Source organism: Mesorhizobium sp. B1-1-1 (assembly GCF_006442955.1).
GTDB lineage: Bacteria > Pseudomonadota > Alphaproteobacteria > Rhizobiales > Rhizobiaceae > Mesorhizobium.
Genome location: NZ_VFWW01000002.1, coordinates 401231 through 422603, shown reverse-complemented (window position 1 = coordinate 422603; position 21373 = coordinate 401231). Strand labels below are relative to the sequence as shown.

The window sequence follows — 21373 nt, the reverse complement described above, 5'->3', positions numbered from 1 at the left end:
GGATCGATCGAGAGTCCCCGCGGGCGGATCGTGAACCAGCAACCCAACATCCTGTCACCGAAAGAGGCTTTCAAGGCCTGCTTTTCGGCCGTCGCCGCATATCTCGGCCGCCCCAGCGCCGAAACCGTGCTCTTTGCCGGCGTGCCGCTGGCCGAAACGCGCATCGATATCGACGCAATCCGGCATCTTGCCGAGCGCGTCGGCCTTGAAATCACCGAATTCAGCCAGCGCGACTTTGTTCGGGGGCGCATCGACCTCCCCGCGATCGTCTTTCGCGTCAGCCAGTTGCCTGTCGCGCTGCTGGCCGATGGTGAAGCCGGGGAATATTTTACAGCTCCCCAGGAGGACGGGCGCACCAGGATCAGCCGGTCGGAGCTGGCCAACAGCTATATCAGCGGCGGTGCGTCCTTCTCGATCACCTACGCCAACGCGACGGAGGCCATGAGCGTCGGCTCGGCGCCGAAAATCGAGCGGCGACATTGGCTGACGGGAACGATGGGGCCGTTCTGGCGCACCTATTCTAAGGTTGTCCTGTCGGCGGTGTTCATCAATCTGCTCGCCATCGCCTCGCCGATCTTCACCATGAACGTGTACGACAGGATCCTGCCGAACAAAGCGATATCGACGCTCTGGGTGCTGGCCATCGGCATCGGCGCGGTCATCCTGTTCGACCTGCTGCTAAAGACCTCCCGGGCATCGCTCATCGACTATGCCGGGCGCAAGGCGGATCTGCGCATTTCATACATGCTGTTCGAGAAGGTGCTGAACTCGTCTCTGGCGGCACGGCCGGGCTCGACGGGCGAATACGCAAATCGCGTGACCCAATATGAATTCGTGCGCGAATTCTTCACGTCCAACACCATCAGCGTGTTCATCGACACGGCTTTCGTGTTTGTTTTTCTCCTCGTCATCTATGCGATAGGCGGCTGGCTGGTCATGATACCCGCGCTGGCCTTCGTCGCGTCGGTGATCGTCGGACTGGTCACGCAGCGGCGCATCGGCAAGCGTGTGGCGGCCTCCATGAACGAGGCCTCGCAGCGCCAGGCGCTGCTGGTCGAATCCATTTCCACGCTGGAGACGATCAAGTCGCTGCGCGCCGAAGCCTACCTGTTGCGAAAATGGGGAGAGCATTCCAAAAACGCCTCCAACACCTCCGAGAAGATCAAGCAGCTTTCGGCCGCCGCCGGCAATATAACGCAGGCCATCCAGCAGCTGGTCACCGTCGCGCTGGTGGTGGCCGGCGCCTACGCCTTCTCCGAAGGACATGTCTCCACCGGAGCCATCATCGGCACCGTCATGCTGGCCAGCCGGGCTGTGGCCCCGCTCGGACAGATCGCCATCACCTTGTCCAGATTGCGCCAGGCCATGCTCTCTTTGCGGATGGTGAATTCGATCATGGCTCAGCCGGAGGATCGTCCGGACACTGTGGGCTTCGTCAACCGGCCCATCCGCAACGGCGCCATGGTGTTCCGGAACGTCGGCTTTACCTATCCCGGCTCCGAGAACGAAGTCCTGACCGGCCTGAATTTCTCCGTGAAGCCGGGGGAGCGGATCGGCATCATCGGCCGCATAGGATCGGGAAAGACGACGATGGGGCGGCTGATCGGCAGGCTTTTCTTGCCGAGTTCCGGCGAACTGCTGCTGGACGGCATCGACATCCGTCAATACCACCCCTCCGAGGTTCGCGCCGCCGTCGGCATCGTCGCGCAGGCGAACGATCTGTTTTCAGGCACCATCAAGGAAAATCTTTTGATGGCCTGTCCGGAGGCGACCGATGAGCAGATCGTCGAAGCGGCCAAGGCCGCCGGCGTCGACGATTTCGTCTCCCGCCACCCGCGTGGCTATGACATGAATGTCGGCGAGCGCGGCACCAATCTCTCGGGCGGCCAGAGACAGACGATGGCGATCGCCCGGCTGTTGCTGACGAAACCGAAAGTCGTCTTCCTGGACGAGCCGTCCGGCTCGATGGATCTGGCTTCCGAGCGTCAACTGATCAAGCAGCTCAAAGTGGCTTTCGATCGAAACACCACGCTGATCGTCTCGACACACCGCTTCAGCATGCTCGAACTTGCCGACCGGCTTATCGTCATCGAGCAAGGCAGGATCGTTGCCGATGGACCAAAGGACCAAGTGATACAGGCGCTGCAGAAAAAAAGCACCTGAAGAACGAAAACTATCAAAGTATTCAATGCGTTGGGGCCGTGGGAAATGCTTGCAAGGGAAGACCGGCCGCCGCTCTTTGCGTCGGCGTCCATATTTATCATAGGTGCACTCTTCGTGTCTTCCGTTGCTTGGGCGTCCTTTGCCGAGGTGGATGAAATCGCACGCGGCGACGGCAAGGTCATACCTGCTTCCAAAACGCAGATCATCCAGGCCAGCGAGCCGGGCGTCGTCCAGGAAATTGCCGTCAAGATCGGGCAGGTCGTGAAGAAGAACGACCTCATCATCCGCCTCGACAATACGTTCAACACCTCCAGCCTTGGCGAGCAACAGGCCAAGGCACGGGCATTACAGACCCGCATTGCACGGCTGAAGTTCGAGCAGAGCGGCGATCTGCAAGGCGAATTTCCATGTCCGGCCGAAATCCAGAAGGTCGCCCCGGAAATCTGCGAGAACGAGCAGAAGCTGCTCGTCGCCCGCCGCGACAACTTCGAAGTCAAGCTGTCGGTTCTCAAGTCGCGCCTCGATCAGCGCGAGAAGGAATTGGACGAGGCGACCGCCAATTCCGATCGCCTCACGAAGAATCTGGTCGTCAGCGACCAGGAGGCAAAGCTGGTCGAAGCCATGGTCAAGAAAGGCCTGATGGCGCGAACCGAGCAACTCCGGGTCGAACGCGAGCAGACCGAGCTCAATGGGCAGCTGACGCTTGCTGGAGAAACCACCAAGAAAGCCAAATCGGCTATCACCGAGGCCCAGCTTCAGGTCGATGAGCTCGGCCTGCAGCTGCAACAGGAGGCGCTGAGCGACCTCACGCAGGCGCTGGCTGACCTCTCGGTGGTCGATGAAACCATTCGCGGCGCGACCGACAAGGTGGCCCGCACCGACATCCGTTCTCCAGTCGACGGTATCGTCAACACGCTTGACATCAATACGGTTGGCGCCTTCGTGCAGCCCGGCGCGGTGGTCGCCGGCATCGTTCCGACTTCGGAGACCTTGCTGGTCGAAGCGCGGGTTTCGCCCCGCGACGTTGCCTTCATCCGGCCGGACCAGGAGGCGCTGATCAAGGTCACCGCCTATGATTTCTCGATCTTCGGCGGCATCGAAGGCAAGGTCTCGAACATCACCGCCGACAGTCTCGTCGACCAGAAGACAGGCGAGCCCTATTATCAGGTGCGCGTCGCGACCGACAGGTCGACGCTGACGCGGGATGGCAAGACCTATTCCATCATCCCGGGCATGATCTGCTCCGTCGACATCAAGACCGGCCGCAAGACGATCCTGACCTACCTGCTGAAACCCATCAACAAGGCACGAGAGGAGGCGATGAGTGAACGATAGCGCCACGCCTCCCGCTGTTCTCGAGCGGTTGCTCGTGCCGATGGCCACGGAAGACCTCGGCATGGAGTTCCGGGTTGTCGCGCGCCGCGGCATCCGCCGCGGCATCCGCCTGGAGCGGACGTTCTGGACGTCGCTCAGGCAGATGGCGGAAAGCCGCAAATGCACGATCGGCATGCTTGTCGATGAGATCGCCGAGAGCCAGCCTCCGGCCGGCAATCTGACGTCGGCGATCAGGGTTGCCTGCATTCGTGACTTGACGGAAGAAAACCTGACGTTGAAGAGGCTTGCGTCGATCAGGACGATCACCGCGATACTGGTCGCCTGCCCCTCGCCCGCCTTCGCCCTTTCATCGTCGAAAAAGATCCTGACCTTCAACGCTCCGTTCCAACAATTGGTAAAGCGCCAATTGCCGACGGCGCCGAGCGATGACGGGCGTCAGGATCTCAGGCTGGCGCTCGATCTCAACGTGGCGGACATCTTCGCGCGGCTGGATGCCAATGGCGAGATTCCGGTCGCCAGCGGGTTCGTCATCGGCGCCGGCGAACGCCGATATCGTGGCCAATTGAATGCCGTGCGAGCACCGCTGGTCGGGCAGGACCTGCTGATGGCATTCGTCAGCGGCTAGCAGCAGTTCCAGGAAAAGTGCGAAACGCTTCCCGGGAAAAGCGTGTAGCGCTTTCCCTTGGGAATTGCGCAAAACAAAGAGATAGAGCGGTTCGGCGTTTTCCATAAAAGCCGGCGAACCGCGGTTGCTCACCGACGGGCAAGCGCTCCAGAAGCCGTGTCGGGCTGCAATCCCTCGCCGGGCGCGACGCCTGCAAAACCGCCCTTGATCTCCGCGACCTGCGCGCTGCCCGATCTCGAACCATGGATCCAGGCTCGGTCCGTGCTGAAGGAATAAAGCGGCACATAATCGGGGAGATCGCTGTCGCGCAGCACGGTGTTGTTGAGGCTGTCGAGAATGAACACGCCACTTGCCGTGCTTACCGACAGGACCGCATGGAAGAATCCCCGCCTGCGATCCTGGAGAACAACCAACGCCATGCTTTGCGCGGGGATGCCGGCCCTCAGCAGCGCCGTCATCTTCAGTATGACGAAATCCTCGCAGTCGCCGGCGCGCTTATCGAGCACCTCGGTGGGCTTTGCCCAGTAATCGAGCTTGCCATAGATGACGCTGTCCTTCCTGTAGGCGATCAGGTGATTGATGCCGCTGTTGACGAATGACAGTTTCTCGCTGAACCCTTTGCCCTGTGCCGACGAGATCAGCCTGGCAAAAGCCGCGCTCTTCTGCTCGCAGGCACTGCCCGCCGAGCAGCCGACAATTGCCTGGTAGACCGGTGCCCACCGCGCGGCGACGGGAAAGTTATGCATGGACAACGCGACCGAGCCGAACACGCCGGGGATAATCGTTGCCGTCTTGATGGGATCAATTCCGACATTCGCAGGCGCCGGCGCAACGCCCGCTTGGGCATCGTCGATCGTGTAACTCATGGAAACCAGGTCGGGCTGGTATCCTACCGCCGGTCGCCAAGGCTGGAATCTTTCCAGGGAAACGCCGCCCAGGCTGGGCGGCATCCGCACGTCTTCAACAAGCCCGCCGACCGAAGCGGTGTCCTCTAAATGGACGCTCGCGAGCGATGGCTGCGGCAGGCCTGCGAGGCTGATCGTCAGCAAGAGTAGCTTGAGGCCGGCTGTTCCCGGCGCGGTTTTTTCTTTTTTCATAACGCCCACCTTTTGACTGTGGACGGTACCGATCTTGTCTCAAATTATTGGCAATGAAGGTAGATAATGGCGACGAAACTTGTTTCCCCTATTTTTCGTAAAATTTTATTTGAATTTATACTTCTATTTACCATGCAACCGGAGGCGAGGCCTCATCCGCACTGGCACCTATCGACTTATATAACAGAATATATGCTCCCAGTTTACCACGCGTAAAAAATGCCATTGTAGGCATATAATGGTATATAAAGTAGATTGACGGACGGTTGCAAAGTAATGGTTGCCGCTGTCTCTTTCGGGGAAATGCCGGAGGGGTACAAGCAATGACCATCAATAACGAATTGGACGCCGTTTCGGGTTCGTGGGACGAGCATTCCATGGCCAGTGAACGTCACGACCAGACCTCGCCGGCAGAGTTCCAGGTCGCACAGGCGGCTTCGACGCAACAGGCCGCGCCGGCTGCGGCCGAACCAGTGCCGGTCGATGTGGGCAGTGGCGCGCCGGCGGAAGCACCCGCGGAGGCGAAGGCCCAGGCGGCAGCCGCGCCGCACGAATACGTCGCCGACGCCGGCAACGTCGTGAAGCTTCCGGCGAACGTCTCTATCGACAACATCAAGGTCGACGGCCACAATCTCGTGCTCGAACAGGCCGACGGCTCGGTCATCGTGATCAAGGACGGCGCGCTCAGCGTGCCGACCTTCGTCCTTGGCGACGTCGAGGTGCCGCGCGTCGCCTTGATCGCCGCGCTCGAGGCGAGCCATGTGGATGTCGCCTTCGGCGCCGATGGTTCGATGTCGGCTGGCCCTGGAGGTTCGACCTCGAGCGCCGGTGGAAATTTTGAAATTCCTCCTGGCGGCATCGGCGATGGATTTGATCTTTCGGCGCTCTTGCCGCCGACCGATCTGCAGTTCGGGCAGGCCGAGAGGCGGGAACTGTTCCTTCCCAATGCGAACCCGGAATTTGGCGATCTCACCGTCCGCGTGTCGGAAGAAGGGCTTTCCGGCGCAAACCCGGACGGCGATCCCGGCTCACCCTTCGACGAATCGAATCTTTCGGTGATCAACGGCAGCTTCGGCGCTACGGATCCCAATGGCGATCCGCTGACCTACGGCCTCGGAGTGCCTGCCACGACACTTACCTCGCACGGCACCGACGTCGTGTGGGAACTGGTCGATTCGACGCATCTCGTCGGCAGGGTCGGATCGGACGTCGTGATCAGCGTCACCATCACGGATGCGAGCACGGGAACCTTCCAGATCGCCCTGCTCGGTCCCCTCGACCACCCGCTGGCCGGTTTCGAGGATGACCTCTCCATCGTCGTCCCGGTTACCGTGCAGGATCCGTTCGGCGGCTCGGCAACGGCCAACATGACCGTGATCGTCGAGGACGACAGCCCTGCCCTGACGGTGGGCAACACGGCAGCCAGTTCCGCGGTGCTCGATGAAACCAATGCCGGTTCGCCGGCCGGCTTTCCGATCGATGTGACGAGCGCCAACCCGATTATTTCCGTTGCATCCAATTTCGGTGCCGACGGGGCCGCCGCCGGCGGCGGCATCGCCTATACGCTGGGCCTGACCGGCAATGTCGCATCGCTCGATTCGGGCCTGAAGACGGCCATTGGCGATTTTGCGATCACGCTGCAGCAGACCAATGCGACGACGGTCACCGGCATTTATCAGAACGGCGGCACCCACACCGCCTTTACCATCGTCATCAACGGCAATGGCACGCTTACGGTCACCCAATACGCTCCGCTGGAGCACACTGTCGATGGATCGAGCGCTGCTGCCCATGACGACGTGCTGACCCTCTCGGGCAAGATCACAGCCTCGGTGACCGTCACCGACTTCGATGGCGACAGCGCATTCGGCGGTGCCCAGATCGGCGGCGCGATCCAGTTCCACGACGATGGACCTTTGGTGACAGTCGTCGCCGACGCCGGCGCCGTGGTCTCACTCGACGAAACGCAGGCCTTGAGCATGGCGGCTGCGATCAACACAGGAACCATCGTCAAGGGCGATGATCCCGATATCGGCGGTACCGGGGCGATCACCTCCGGCACCAGCAACGGCGCCCTGGTCAATGTGACGGCGCTGTTCGGCGGCGACGGCCCGGCGGCAAGCACCGCCACCGTCTATCAGCTGAGCGTCACGAACGCCGTTTCCGGCCTGACCGTCACCGACGGCTCAACGATCACCTTGCAGACGCTTGCGAACGGAGTGGTTGTCGGAGTCGTGCAGGGCGGCGCGTTCAAGGGCGAGGCCGCGTTCGCGCTGTCGATCGATCCGGCCACCGGCAAGGTGACCGTCGAGCAATATCTGTCGCTCCACCATTCCGACACCGGTAATCCCGACGACACGGTTGCACTCACCGCCGGCTCGCTGGCCGTGAAGGTCACGATCACGGATAGCGATGGCGACTCCGCCAGCGCCAGCGCCGACGTCTCGGGCCAGATCGTCTTCGACGACGACGGGCCGAAGGTGACGGCTGTCGCCGCCACCGGCGTTACGGTAGCGCTTGACGAGACGGCGACCACGAGCACCCCGGCTGGGATCGACACTGGTACGGTCACCAAGGGCGAGGATCCCGATGTCGGCGGCACCGGCGCGATCGCGCACGGCACCAGCGACAGTGCCTTCGTCAACATCACGGCGCTGTTCGGCGCCGACGGTCCGGCCGTTTCGGGCAGCACCGTCTATGCGCTAAGCGTCACCAATGCGGTCTCCGGCCTTGCCGTCACCGACGGCTCGCTGATCACCTTGCAGACGCTGGCCAACGGCGTCGTGGTCGGCGTCGTGCAGGGCGGAACGTTCGATGGCGATGCGGCGTTCGCGCTGTCGATCGATCCGGCCACCGGCAAGGTGACCGTCGAGCAATATCTGTCGCTTCATCATTCGAACGCCTCCAATCCGGACGACACGGTGGTGCTGGGCTCGCATTCGGTCGCAGTGAGCGTGACCGTCACGGATGGCGACGGCGACACCGCCAGCGCCAGCGCCGATGTCTCGGGCCAGATCAGCTTCGACGACGATGGTCCGAGCCTGACCATCTCGCAGCCGAACGGTGCCTTGAACGGCCTGTTCCTGGACGGCTTCGTCCCCAATGGCGACGCCTGGGGTGCGGGCAGCGGCACCACGACCGGTCCCGCCGGCGCCTGGACCGTCACGGCCTCGCCTTACGAGGGCGCCAGCAGCATCGAATTGCAGAAGGTCGGTGACGGCTATCGCGGTGCAGACAGCCCGACCAACAGCGTTATGGTCGACCTCGAGGCCAGCCCCGGCAACATCCAGATCTCGCAGACGCTGCATAGCCTCAGCGCCGGCGAATACCGCATCTCCTTCGAGATCGGCGCCGCCAACGACACCAGCCTCCTACACAGCGCCAAGCTCGAAGTGCTGTGGAACGGCGTCTCGGTCGGAACCTACAATCCCACGTCGGGCGTCATGCAGACCATCGCCATCGACGTCACGGCGACGGCCGGCGACAACTCACTGACGTTCCGTGAAATCGGCGAACAGGGCGACAACACCGGCACCTTCCTTGCCAACATCAAGGTCGGCGACATCATCGTTATCGACGAGACCGCAGGTGTCGATGCCGATTCCGACGACACCACCGATCCTGCCGTGGCGGCCCTGTTTGCCGGCGTCAATGCCGGGACCGATCCCGACATGCCGCTGCACCAATATGCGCAAGGCAGCGGCGGCGTCGTGAACGCCACGGCGCTGTTCGGCGCCGACGGACCGGCAGCGAAAGCTTCGCTCGTCTATGCGCTCACCCTTGCCAGCAATACGGGCGTGGATTCCGGCCTGAAGACCACCGATGGCCACGCAATCTCGCTGTTCAACGACGGCAACGGCCACATCATCGGCGTCTATGACGCCAACAACAACGGCGTTACCGCCACCGACAAGGTCGCCTTCGCGCTGCATGTCGATGCCGCCACCGGCCAGGTCGCGGTTGCGCAATACGTCTCGCTCCAGCATCCCGACACCAGCAGCAACGACGAGGGCATCGCGCTCGGCGCCGGCTCGGTCTCGGTCACCGTCACGGCGACCGATGGCGACGGCGACCACGTCACACAAAGCGCCGACATCTCCCAGACCATCGTCTTCGAGGATGATGGGCCGAAGGTCCTGAGCGGCCATGCCGCGCCGGTGACGATCGACGAGGACGACATTGCCAGCCTGCTGTCGCAGGGAACCTCGCCCTATGACGGGTCCGGCGACGGTTCGGGCACGGAGTTCCCGCTGGGTGCGGCGATCGCATCCGGCTCGCTGAACGGGCTTGTCGACTTCGGCGCCGACGGCCCGGCCGCCGGCGGCGGTTTCGGCTTCACCGGCACGGCGGCCGCAGACCTGACGGCCATCGGGCTGTCGTCGAAGGGCGTCGAGCTGAGCTGGGCGATGCAGGGCAACACGCTGGTCGGCTTTGTCGACAGCAACCATAACGGCGCTTACAACGGGCTTAGCGACCGCACCGTGATGACGGTGACGCTGAATGCCTCGAGCGGCGCCTTCGTGGTGCGCCAGTTCGACCAGCTCGACCATGTCGCACCGGCGGCCGGAACATCGGACCAGAACACCGCGCTGCAAACGCATCTGGGCAGCGGCAGCGTGGCCGGCATCGACCTCGGCTCGGTGTTCCAGGCCAAGGACGGCGACGGCGATACGGTCACGCTGACCGGCAAGGCGACGGTCACCGTGGTCGACGACGTGCCGCAGGTGTTCATCACCGCGACAGGCGTGTCGGTCGTGCATGACGAGACGGCGGGCAACCAGAACGACGACACCAGCAGCGCCTCGGTCGCGCACCAGTTCGATTCGCTTGGACTGGGCACGGCAAGCCTGGGCTATGCGCATGGCAACCTGCCGGTGGTGCTGTTCGGCTCGCTGCCCGGCACGGACGAGCCGCGCGCGGCCGTGCTCAGCCTTTCGGTTGCAGAGCCAGGCACCGTTTCGGGCCTGAAGACGACCGACGGGCACGAGATCTCGCTGTTCAAGGAAGGCAATCTGATCGTCGGCCGCGTCGACAACAACAATGGCACACCCAACGACAAGGGCGCTGTCGCCTTCGCGGTCTCGGTCGACCAGACCGGCCATATCTCGACGGCACAGTATCTGTCGCTGCAGCATCCGCTGGCCGGCAACGGTTCGGGCGGCTCTTATGACGAGCCGGTCAACCTGTCGGGCAAGATCAATGCGGTGGTCACCGTCACCGACTTCGACGGCGACACAGTCAGCCAGTCGCTCGCCATCGGCGCCAAGATCGTCTTCGACGACGACGGGCCGAAGGTGACGGCTGTCGCCGCCACCGGCGTTACGGTAGCGCTTGACGAGACGGCGACCACGAGCACCCCGGCTGGGATCGACACTGGTACGGTCACCAAGGGCGAGGATCCCGATGTCGGCGGCACCGGCGCGATCGCGCACGGCACCAGCGACAGTGCCTTCGTCAACATCACGGCGCTGTTCGGCGCCGACGGTCCGGCCGTTTCGGGCAGCACCGTCTATGCGCTAAGCGTCACCAATGCGGTCTCCGGCCTTGCCGTCACCGACGGCTCGCTGATCACCTTGCAGACGCTGGCCAACGGCGTCGTGGTCGGCGTCGTGCAGGGCGGAACGTTCGATGGCGATGCGGCGTTCGCGCTGTCGATCGATCCGGCCACCGGCAAGGTGACCGTCGAGCAATATCTGTCGCTTCATCATTCGAACGCCTCCAATCCGGACGACACGGTGGTGCTGGGCTCGCATTCGGTCGCAGTGAGCGTGACCGTCACGGATGGCGACGGCGACACCGCCAGCGCCAGCGCCGATGTCTCGGGCCAGATCAGCTTCGACGACGATGGTCCGAGCCTGACCATCTCGCAGCCGAACGGTGCCTTGAACGGCCTGTTCCTGGACGGCTTCGTCCCCAATGGCGACGCCTGGGGTGCGGGCAGCGGCACCACGACCGGTCCCGCCGGCGCCTGGACCGTCACGGCCTCGCCTTACGAGGGCGCCAGCAGCATCGAATTGCAGAAGGTCGGTGACGGCTATCGCGGTGCAGACAGCCCGACCAACAGCGTTATGGTCGACCTCGAGGCCAGCCCCGGCAACATCCAGATCTCGCAGACGCTGCATAGCCTCAGCGCCGGCGAATACCGCATCTCCTTCGAGATCGGCGCCGCCAACGACACCAGCCTCCTACACAGCGCCAAGCTCGAAGTGCTGTGGAACGGCGTCTCGGTCGGAACCTACAATCCCACGTCGGGCGTCATGCAGACCATCGCCATCGACGTCACGGCGACGGCCGGCGACAACTCACTGACGTTCCGTGAAATCGGCGAACAGGGCGACAACACCGGCACCTTCCTTGCCAACATCAAGGTCGGCGACATCATCGTTATCGACGAGACCGCAGGTGTCGATGCCGATTCCGACGACACCACCGATCCTGCCGTGGCGGCCCTGTTTGCCGGCGTCAATGCCGGGACCGATCCCGACATGCCGCTGCACCAATATGCGCAAGGCAGCGGCGGCGTCGTGAACGCCACGGCGCTGTTCGGCGCCGACGGACCGGCAGCGAAAGCTTCGCTCGTCTATGCGCTCACCCTTGCCAGCAATACGGGCGTGGATTCCGGCCTGAAGACCACCGATGGCCACGCAATCTCGCTGTTCAACGACGGCAACGGCCACATCATCGGCGTCTATGACGCCAACAACAACGGCGTTACCGCCACCGACAAGGTCGCCTTCGCGCTGCATGTCGATGCCGCCACCGGCCAGGTCGCGGTTGCGCAATATGTCTCGCTCCAGCATCCCGACACCCACAGCAACGACGAGGGCATCGCGCTCGGCGCCGGCTCGGTCTCGGTCACCGTGACGGCGACCGATGGCGACGGCGACACAGTCAGCCAGTCGCTCGCCATCGGCGCCAAGATCATCTTCGAGGATGACGGACCGAAGGCCGTCGGAACCGCCTCGATTACGGCGAATGTCGACGAAGATGGCCTTCACAACGGTCAGTCCGTCGGGAATGCCGACATCTCGCAATCTGGCGAGGTGAGCGGGACAAACTCAGCCGTCGCCACCGGCGCTGCCGGTGCTTTGAACGCACTTGTCGACTTCGGCGCCGACGGCCCGAATGCAGTCTCCGCTTTCAGCCTGGCTACCCGGATGAACCCGTCGGACTCGGGGCTCGATTCGAAAGGCGGCAACGTCCTTATCGTCTCGGACGGCGCGACTTTGACCGGCTATGTCGAAGCCGGCGCCGGAACCGGCTATCAGGCCGGCACGGATCGCCCCGTCTTCACGCTGACGGTGGGGGCGGACGGCTCTTATGTTTTCACGTTGATCGACCAGATCGACCATCCGACTTTGAACACGGTCGCTGGCGACAATAGCGAAAACACGCTGGCCAATGGCGGAATCGACCTGTCGTCATTCGTTGTCGCGAAGGACGGCGACGGCGATACGATCGAACTCGCGGCAGGCACATTCAAGGTCCAGGTGGTTGACGACGTTCCGCAGATCGTCGCGCGGGACGCCACGACCACGACAACAACCACGACCGAAACGATCGTCTATACCCTACAGGCCGGCAACACCGACGTTCGCGGCATGGACGGCGCCGGCAACCACGATATCAAGCTGACCGCAATCGACGTCCATGAAGGCTCCAATTCCGTCAACACCACGGGTATCAAGATCGGCATCGGCGATGGCCAGATCATTGATGGTTATGAAACGCATCCCGGGGTGACCGGACCAGAAATCCTGACCATGGATTTCGTCAACGGCCTCAACGTCGTCCCCAACAATCCGAACCCGCCGATTGTCACCGACCTCGGCTCATACGATGTCGACTCGGTCAAATTCACGATCGATGTTGCCTCGGCGCACAATACCCATGAAGCCGTCCTGTTCATCGGCGCCAAGGACGGCGGCGTGTTCGAGCCGTTCACCGTAAACATCAACGGCGTGCTGACCGCCGGCGCCGCGGTCTTCCAAAGCGGCGTCCAGGTCGGCTACGCCTTCGCCGGCGTGCCGGACGGCGCGACGGTCGAAGTCATCGGCAGCACGCCGTTCGACCAGCTCAAGGTCGGCAACTACAACAATTTCGCTTTCTATACCAATGCCGGCGGGACAGATGCGACTTTGTCCGGCGGCAACCCCTTCAAGATCTTCGGCATCGAAGCGAAGGTCACCACGGTCACCACGCACACTGAAGTCTTCCGGGTCAGCCACGACGAAACCGCCGGCCTCAACAACGCCGCCGATCCTTATGCGGCCGACGACACCGGACTGCCGCCGCCTGCCCAGATCGACGAGCAAGGTGCGTTGGGCTATGCGAAATCCTCCGCAAGCGCGCTTGGTCTGTTCAGCGCTTCGGTCGGTGCCGACGAAAATGCCACATTCTCCTTCGCCGTGACGGATGCGAACGGCAACCCGCTGGTGAACGTCGTCTCCGGCCTGAAGACCCTTGATGGCTCAGCGATTCTGCTGTCGACGGCCTCCGATGGCGTTCTCATTGGCTCGGCCAATGGCGTCGACATCTTCAAGGTTTATGTCGATCCGACCGGAGCAGTCTGGATCGGGCAGTATCAGCCGATCGCCCACAATGTCGACGGTGCGAGCACGGCTGCGTTCGACGACATCGCGACCGTTGCGGCCGACCTGCACGTCAAAGCCACCATCACTGATTTTGACGGCGATTCGAGCACTGCCGTATCCCATGTCGGTTTGAGCATCGAATTCCAGGACGACGGCCCGGCCGCGGTCAACGACCAGGATTCGGTCACCGAAGACGGGCCGCTATCGGCCGACGGCAATGTGATCACGGGCGTGGGCGGCACCGACGCAAACCCGACCGACGGCCACGCCGATCATCTTGGCGCCGATGGCTTCGGTTCGATCGCCTGGGACGGCGCTGTCGCCAACCATGTGAATGGGCTCTACGGCCAGCTGACCGTCGGTGCCGACGGCAGCTACAATTATGTGCTCTACACGCAAGCTCAAAATCCGACCGGTTACGCCGCAGTGCAGGGACTTTCCGCCGGCCAGAGCTTGGCCGAAACGTTCGACTACATGGTGACAGATGGCGATGGCGATACGTCGCCCGCTTCTCTGACGATCACCATCGACGGCGCGAATGACCTTGTGACGATTTCGGGCCTGACGGCTCAGGTGGATGGCGGCGACGCAGTGGCCGACGAAAAAGGGCTGCCGCCGCACGGATCCAATCCCGCAGGGTCGGGAGAACTGTCGAACGGCAATCCATCCGATAGTTCCGACCATTCGGAAACCGCTGGCGGCACGTTCAGCTTCACTTCGCCTGATGGGCTCGGATCGCTGCAGGTCGGCGCAACCATCATCACCTATGCCGATCTGGCGAATTCCGGCTCGGTTCCGGTCGTCATTGCCGGCGGCCCCGCCTATGGCACGCTGACCCTCACAGGCTTCAGCGGGACAGACGCTGGCGGCACGGTCACCTACAGCTTCACACTGACCGACAATATTGCGCATCCGGTCGCCGGGACGACCGGCGCGGCGGATCAGCTCTTCGCCAGTTACGGCGTCATTGTCACCGACACGGACGGCAGCTCATCGAACTCGACGCTGTCGATCGCCATCAATGATGATGGACCTGTGGCTTCGAATGAAGCCTCGCAGTCAATTGCCGAGGATGCCCCGACGCTAACCGGCACGCTGGACTTCGTCGCCGGCGCCGATGGTGCGACGGTGACGCAGATCAACGGCGAGACCCTGGTGTTCGGCGCCGATGGCTACTCACAGCCAATCGTCTTCGAGCACGGCACGATGGCGGTCATGGCGAATGGCAGCTACACATTCACCGCGCAAGGCGACGACGTCTATCTTACTGGAGGCACCGCAACCGGCACCTTCACCGTAAAGGATGGCGACGGCGACACGTCGACCGCCAACTTCGGCTTTGCGATAAACGACACCACCAACGACACGATGGTCAACCTTAGCGCCTCGACGGTATCGGAAGGAGCGGTGGCCAACTACGTCTTCACGGCAACACTGTCGAACGCCTCCCAGGGCGTGACCACGATCACAACCGACCAGGGCGACATCACGATCGCGAACGGCCAGACCACCGGCACGCTGACGATTGCCTCGGGCAATGACGAGGACGTCTATCTCGACGCGTCGAGCCGGACCGCGACCATCATCAACACCAGCGGTGGCAATTTCGAGCATCTCGTGGTCGGCGCCGCAACGGCGACGGCGCAGGTCACCGACACCACAAACACGGTGACGGCGACGCTCACGTCCTCAACAATCCCGGTCTCGGAAAATGGCGGCTCCATCCTCTACACGGTGACGCTGACCGGCACTCCTGGTTCGGTCGCACCGACCGCGCCACTGACCTTCACGCTGGCCAATGGCGACACGGTGACGATCGCCGCCGGTGCGACGTCCGGATCCGTAACCCACACCTACACGGATGCCGAGATCACCAACCAGGCGAATATTTCCAATTCGATTGCGTCGGTGCAGTCGGGGGGCAGCGAATATGAGCATCTGGTCACGGCGGGCTCGACCACCGTTGACGTCAACTACTTGACAACGCTCACTGGTCTGACGCTGCAAGCTTCCGGCGGCGACACATTCGTGGACGAAAAAGGCCTGGATATCCGTAGCGGCGAACCTGCGGGATCTGGCGAAAACGACAACAATCCGGCTACCAATGTCGATCCGTCGGAAAGCAACACCGGCGCCTTCGGTTTCACATCGCCCGACGGCCTGGTCACGCTGACGATCGGGACCACAGCGCTGACCTTGGCGGAGTTACAGGCCGCCTCGCCCGGAGCGCCGGTGACCATCTTGGGCGGCCCGGCCTACGGATTGCTCCAGGTGACAAGCTTTGTCGGAGACGCGACCGGCGGCACGGTGACCTACAAGTTCACCTTGCTCGACAATGTCACTCATCCGAATACAACGGCGGATGCGACGCCCGGTGACCGTGGCCTCGAGGATCAGGTGTTTGCGAACTACGGTGTTGTCGTTACAGACACCGACGGCAGTAGCACCACCTCTTCGCTGGACATCGCGATACGCGATGATGGCCCAACGGCCCACAATGACACCGATTCCTTCGGCACTGGCATCATAGGCAGCTCGATCCTCGGCAATGTGACAGACGGCACCGGCACCAACGAAGGTCTGCACGGCACCGGTATCGACACCCTGGGTGCCGACGGCGCCAAGATCAGCGGCGTTACGGGCGCTGGCGGATCGGACACCGATGGGGCTGGCGGCGGCTTCGTCGTCAGCGGCCAGTTCGGCACGCTGGCTCTGCAGGAGAACGGCAGCTACGTCTATACCCGTGTCTCCGGCCTGGCCGGCAGCGACGTGTTCACCTACACGCTGAAGGACGGCGACGGCGACAGCTCGACCGCGACGCTGACCGTCGGGCTCGACAGCACCGGTCAGCCGACCGCCACCTCGTCGAGCATCGTGGTCGACGAGGACGATCTTGCAGCGGGCGTCCACAACACCAACAGCCCGAGCGACGATACGACTTCGAACCCTGCGAACATGTCGCTTGGCAGCTATGGGCCGGACGGGCATGGCTCGCTCGGCTTCAACGTTGCCAATGGCGACACCGTCATGGACGGCGCTTTCACAGTGAAGCATGACGGCGTCGCGCTCCACTATTACTACGACACCGCCTCACACACCTTGTACGGCACGACCGACACGTCTGGCGCGACGGCCGCAGCCAGCCACGCCGCCTTCAAGATCGAGGTCGACGAGACAGCGGCGACCTATAACTTCACGCTGCTGCAGGAGGTCGATCACCCGCAAGGCGGCGGCGAGAACGACATCAATCTTTCGCTTGGGTACACCATCACCGACTCCAACGGCGACCGCGCCGACGGCACGGTCGGCATCAAGATCGACGACGATATGCCGGTGGCTAAGCCGGACAACGTGCAAGTAGACGAAGGCAGCAAGCCGACGCTCAATGCGATCCTCGTGCTCGATCTTTCGCTCAGCATGAACAGCGATCCGGACGGCGCGGGCGGTTTCACCACCCGGCTTGCACTCATGCAGGCGGCCGTCCAGAATTTCCTGAGCAGTTCGACCGTGACCTTCAACCAGATCACGATCTATTCTTTCGGAGTAGGAGCCGAGCTCGTCGGCCAGTACACGATCGGTGAAAACAACTACATCCAGAGTGCCATCAATACCGTAAACGGGTTCAATTCGAATAGTCTCTCGGCTGGCACGCACTATGACTCCGCCGCCAACCTGATCGACGGCAGAAGCAGTAGTGCCGATCGCTACGCGAATTTGCCGCATCCCACGGCCGACGCCACCAACATCTACTTCCTGAGCGACGGCGACCCGCAATCGGGAGCGAGCCTGGATGCGAACGAACAGAGCAGCTGGAGTAATTTCCTCGCCAGCAGCCATGTGAACCAGGTCTTCGCGCTTGGCTTCAGCGATATCGCCAATACAAATTTCCTGGCGCAGATCGCCTCGCGCCCAGGCGATATTGCCGAAGCGGTGACGGATCCGACCGAGCTCTCGTCGACGCTGGCGGGTGCGCTGCCATCGTCCGCCTCGGGCAGCATTCTTGCCGATCATGGCCTTGGCGCCGATGCGTTTGGCGCCGACGGCGGCCATATCCAGTCGATTGCGATCGACGGTACGACCTATACGTTCAATGGAACGAACGCCATCGGCCTTTCCGGCGCATTACCCGGCGCGCATCTGCTTGCAAACGACGGCAAGTTGATCGAGGTGACCACGAGCGCCGGTGGCAAGCTGACATTCTATTTCGCCGACGAGGGTATCCATCATGCGGGCGACTACGACTACACCGCACCGGTGAACGTCAATGCCGACAAGATCGAGACATTCCACTATGTCCTGGTGGATGGCGACGGCGACACGGCCGGGACCGATCTCACAATAACGGTTCGGAACATTCCGGAGCCGCCGCGTATCGATCTGGACTATCATGCGACGACCACCACAAATGTGACCGACAATTTTGCATCCGGTAACTACAGCGGCGGCACTGGTTGGACAGGCAACTGGACAGAAACCAGTGATGACAACAGCGCCACGGGGAGCGATATCCTCATCGCCGGCGGTCGCCTGCAATTCAACGACGGCATCGACGGTGGCGAAATCATCGCCAGGGCAGTCAATCTGGCAGGCGCAACTACAGCGACGCTGACATTCAATTATGAAGACGACGGCTTGGGGGCGGGGCAGAACGTCGTTGTCGAGGCGTGGAACGGTAGCATCTGGCAAGTTCTTGGCACGTTGGGTTCCACCACCAGCAACGGCACAGGCAGCTTCTCCGCCGAGATGACCGCGGCCGAGATCAGCGCCAGTTCCCAGATTCGCTTCCGCGCCGAAGGAAACTGGGGCAATAACGACAACTTCTACATTGACAACGTCAACATCGCCTACTCCAGCGTCGACACCGCCACCGGCAGCACCGCGACGTTCACCGAAGGGGGGCCAGCGGCGGGGATTGCGACGGTCAATTCGTTGATCACCGATGCGGACAGCACCAACATAGCGTCGGCCACGATCGTGCTGACCAACAAGCAGGCCAGCGACCAGTTCGTCATCGGCGGGACACCGGTTTCGGGCGGCAACACCGGCGCCGTGAACGGCATCGGCTACAGCGTTGCCGACAATGGCACGCAGATCACCATCACACTGACTGGCAATGCGACGAAGGCCGCCTATGAAACGGCGATCGAAGCCATCGCCTTCCGCAACACCTCGAACCACCCGGCAACCGTCGATAGAACCGTGCAGGTCACGGTCAACGATGGAACGTCGAACTCCAACACCGCGGTCTCGACGATCCATGTCATGTCGGTCGACGCGCCACCGACGGTTTCCGGCGTAACCGTCAGCGAGACGGGCATTTCCTTCTCGATCGCGGATGCCGACAGCACGAGCTTCACCATCGCCAACACCTTCAATCCGGCGTTGTCTTCGTCGTTGCATGTAGGCGCCAGTTCCATAACGGTGGCGCAGGAGAACACTGCCTTCAGTGGCACGCTACAGATCACCGATGGTACCACCAGCGCCGACGTAATCGGGCTCTACCTCGGCAGCAGCGGAAACAACACTGACGTGACAGCTCCGCTCGCGAATGCGCCGAATGCCATGTATGGTTTCGGCGGAAACGACAACCTGACCGGCGGCTCAGCTGGCGACTATATCTTCGGCGGCGCGGGCAACGACACGATCAATGGCGGCGGTGGCGCGGACAAGATTATCGGTGGGGCTGGTGCCGATACGATGACGGGCGGAGCCGGTGCGGATACCTTTATAGTTGCGGCGGGAGATTCCACGCCGATCACAGCGCAGGGAAGCACTGGCAACCTCGCTGCAAGAAACGAAAACGGCACCATTTCGGGCTACGATATCATTACCGACTTTACTCCAGGGTCGGCCGACAAGCTTACGCTGGTTGGGACACCCTTTGCCGCCGCCAACGTGGGGATTCCCACCCATATCGATGGTGCAAATTCCACCTTGACTATTGGTAGTAGCGTGATCAGCCAGCACAGCATTACGAATGGTATCATCACCTTCTACAACGCATCGAACACGGCAGTAACGCTGGGGTCGGCGGCGAACGTCGCCGCAGTTGTCCAATATCTGCACAACAATAATCTGGGTAACGCCGGCGTAGCAGTCGCCTTCACTGCGACCTACGGTAGCATCACTCACACCTTCGTGTATGAGCAGGTTGGAAACACACCGAACTCAACTAATGACATTCTTGTTGATCTGCAAAATATCCCGGGCGGCATCGCCAATCTTGGGACGCTTATCTCGAACGGCGCCGTCGATCCAATCATCCTCGACCTCAACCACGATGGGTTCACCTTCTCCGACCTCAGCCACGGCGTCCAGTTCGACATCAACGGCGATGGCGCCAAGGACCAGGTCGCCTGGAACACGTCGAATGACGGTATGCTGGCGATGGATCTCAATCATGACGGCAAGATCGACGACGGCACTGAACTGTTCACGCCGAGCTTCGGCGGCGGCAAGTTCGCCAGCGGGGCGGCGGCACTGGCCTCGCTCGACGGCAATCATGACGGCGTCATCGATCACAATGACGCGGCCTTCAGCAGCCTGCTGATCTGGAAGGACGCCAATACCAACGGCGCCAGCGATGCCGGGGAATTGTCGCACCTCGCGGATAACGGTATCGTCTCCATCAGCACGGCGGCCAGTCCGGCCGTGGGCGAAATCGACGGGCAGACCGTGACAGGCAACGGCACGTTCCAGATGGCGGACGGCACCACCGGCAACTATGTCGAGGTCGAACTCGACACCTCGCTCGGTGCCCCCGCACAGCCGACCGTCGCCTCCGACGGCACGAAGACCTTCGCCATCGGCTCTCTCGAGGTGACCGACCTGATCGCCGACTTCCATGACGGGGCCAAGGGCGACCAGATCGATCTTACGGCACTGCTGAAGGGCCTGGCCGGCGTCACCGATCTCGAGGCCGGCGGCTTCGTGGAGATCGCGCAGTCCTCGGCCAACGCGGCGAACGCCGAGGTCAAGGTCGACACCAATGGCGGCGGCGACAACTATCACACGGTGGCGGTGCTGGAGAACTATACGTTCCACAGTGCGGCCGAAGCAGTCAAAATACTCTATGACGACAGCCATGGTACCAAGCAGGACGTGGCCTAAGGGCAAAAGGAAACGGGGTGAGCAACATGAACAGAATCTTGCGGGTGGCTTTTGGGGCCGGTCTGCTGTCGATCTTGTCGACGGGCCTCAATGCCGCCGACATCATCGAAGGACCCACGGGCGATTATTGCGGTGTCGTCGGCACCTCCAACCTGGTGCTGAACGACAACATCGTCGATCTCAGGGATCAGGTTGTGAAGCTGATGGACGAGTCGGTCGTCGTCGCCAACAGCTCGGAGTGGATCAATTCGTCCCGGCCGGTTTTCGTCTGGGCCTCCGAAGCCAAGGTCGCCTGCGGCATGGCTTACGGCTATCTTAAGACGAACTACAAGGACGAAGACACGCTCAACAAATGCGAGTGTTTCCACGATCGCATGGTCGAGTACATGCACTGACCGGATAGGCAACCTGCGCCTGTTGGCCACCATGGCAGCGGACGGATCAACTCC

General features: G+C 62.2%; 6 protein-coding genes. 5 read left to right on the top strand and 1 reads right to left on the bottom strand.

The features are described 5' to 3' along the window. Nucleotides 1-30: 30 nt before the first annotated feature. From FJ986_RS04980 to FJ986_RS04970, 3 genes are read left to right on the top strand one after another with little or no spacing between them, the layout of a single operon-like run. Nucleotides 31-2163: a type I secretion system permease/ATPase gene (locus FJ986_RS04980; protein WP_140525159.1), complete on the top strand. Its 2133-nt coding sequence runs from the start codon at nucleotides 31-33 to the stop codon at nucleotides 2161-2163. A gap of 45 nt (nucleotides 2164-2208) precedes the next feature. Continuing rightward, nucleotides 2209-3498 carry an HlyD family type I secretion periplasmic adaptor subunit gene (locus FJ986_RS04975; RefSeq protein ID WP_140650319.1) on the top strand — a complete coding sequence of 430 codons (1290 nt, stop codon included), beginning with the start codon at nucleotides 2209-2211 and terminating at the stop codon, nucleotides 3496-3498. Continuing rightward, nucleotides 3488-4123 carry a ribbon-helix-helix domain-containing protein gene (locus FJ986_RS04970; protein WP_140515174.1) on the top strand — a complete coding sequence of 212 codons (636 nt, stop codon included), beginning with the start codon at nucleotides 3488-3490 and terminating at the stop codon, nucleotides 4121-4123. The genes FJ986_RS04975 and FJ986_RS04970 overlap by 11 nt, the downstream gene beginning before the upstream one ends. 128 nt (nucleotides 4124-4251) lie before the next feature. On the opposite strand, the gene FJ986_RS04965 is transcribed toward FJ986_RS04970, so the two are convergent. Next, entirely contained in the window at nucleotides 4252-5220 is a 969-nt protein-coding gene (locus FJ986_RS04965) for a transglutaminase-like cysteine peptidase (protein ID WP_140497314.1), read from the bottom strand. A 323-nt stretch (nucleotides 5221-5543) separates the two neighbouring features. Here FJ986_RS04965 and FJ986_RS04960 point away from each other — a divergent pair, with 323 nt between their 5' ends. Both FJ986_RS04960 and FJ986_RS04955 read left to right on the top strand, forming a co-directional pair. Then, nucleotides 5544-20924 carry a DUF5801 repeats-in-toxin domain-containing protein gene (locus FJ986_RS04960; protein ID WP_140673562.1) on the top strand — a complete coding sequence of 5127 codons (15381 nt, stop codon included), beginning with the start codon at nucleotides 5544-5546 and terminating at the stop codon, nucleotides 20922-20924. 26 nt (nucleotides 20925-20950) lie between these two features. Continuing rightward, complete coding sequence (locus FJ986_RS04955) at nucleotides 20951-21319, top strand: hypothetical protein (RefSeq protein WP_140673561.1); 369 nt, start codon at nucleotides 20951-20953, stop codon at nucleotides 21317-21319. The last annotated feature ends 54 nt before the right edge of the window (nucleotides 21320-21373 follow it).

Coding starts and splice junctions, on each gene's coding strand:
- FJ986_RS04975 (WP_140650319.1), top strand. CDS start 2,209: ATGCTTGCAAGGGAAGACCGGCCGCCGCTCTTTGCGTCGGCGTCCATA.
- FJ986_RS04965 (WP_140497314.1), bottom strand. CDS start 5,220: ATGAAAAAAGAAAAAACCGCGCCGGGAACAGCCGGCCTCAAGCTACTC.
- FJ986_RS04960 (WP_140673562.1), top strand. CDS start 5,544: ATGACCATCAATAACGAATTGGACGCCGTTTCGGGTTCGTGGGACGAG.
- FJ986_RS04955 (WP_140673561.1), top strand. CDS start 20,951: ATGAACAGAATCTTGCGGGTGGCTTTTGGGGCCGGTCTGCTGTCGATC.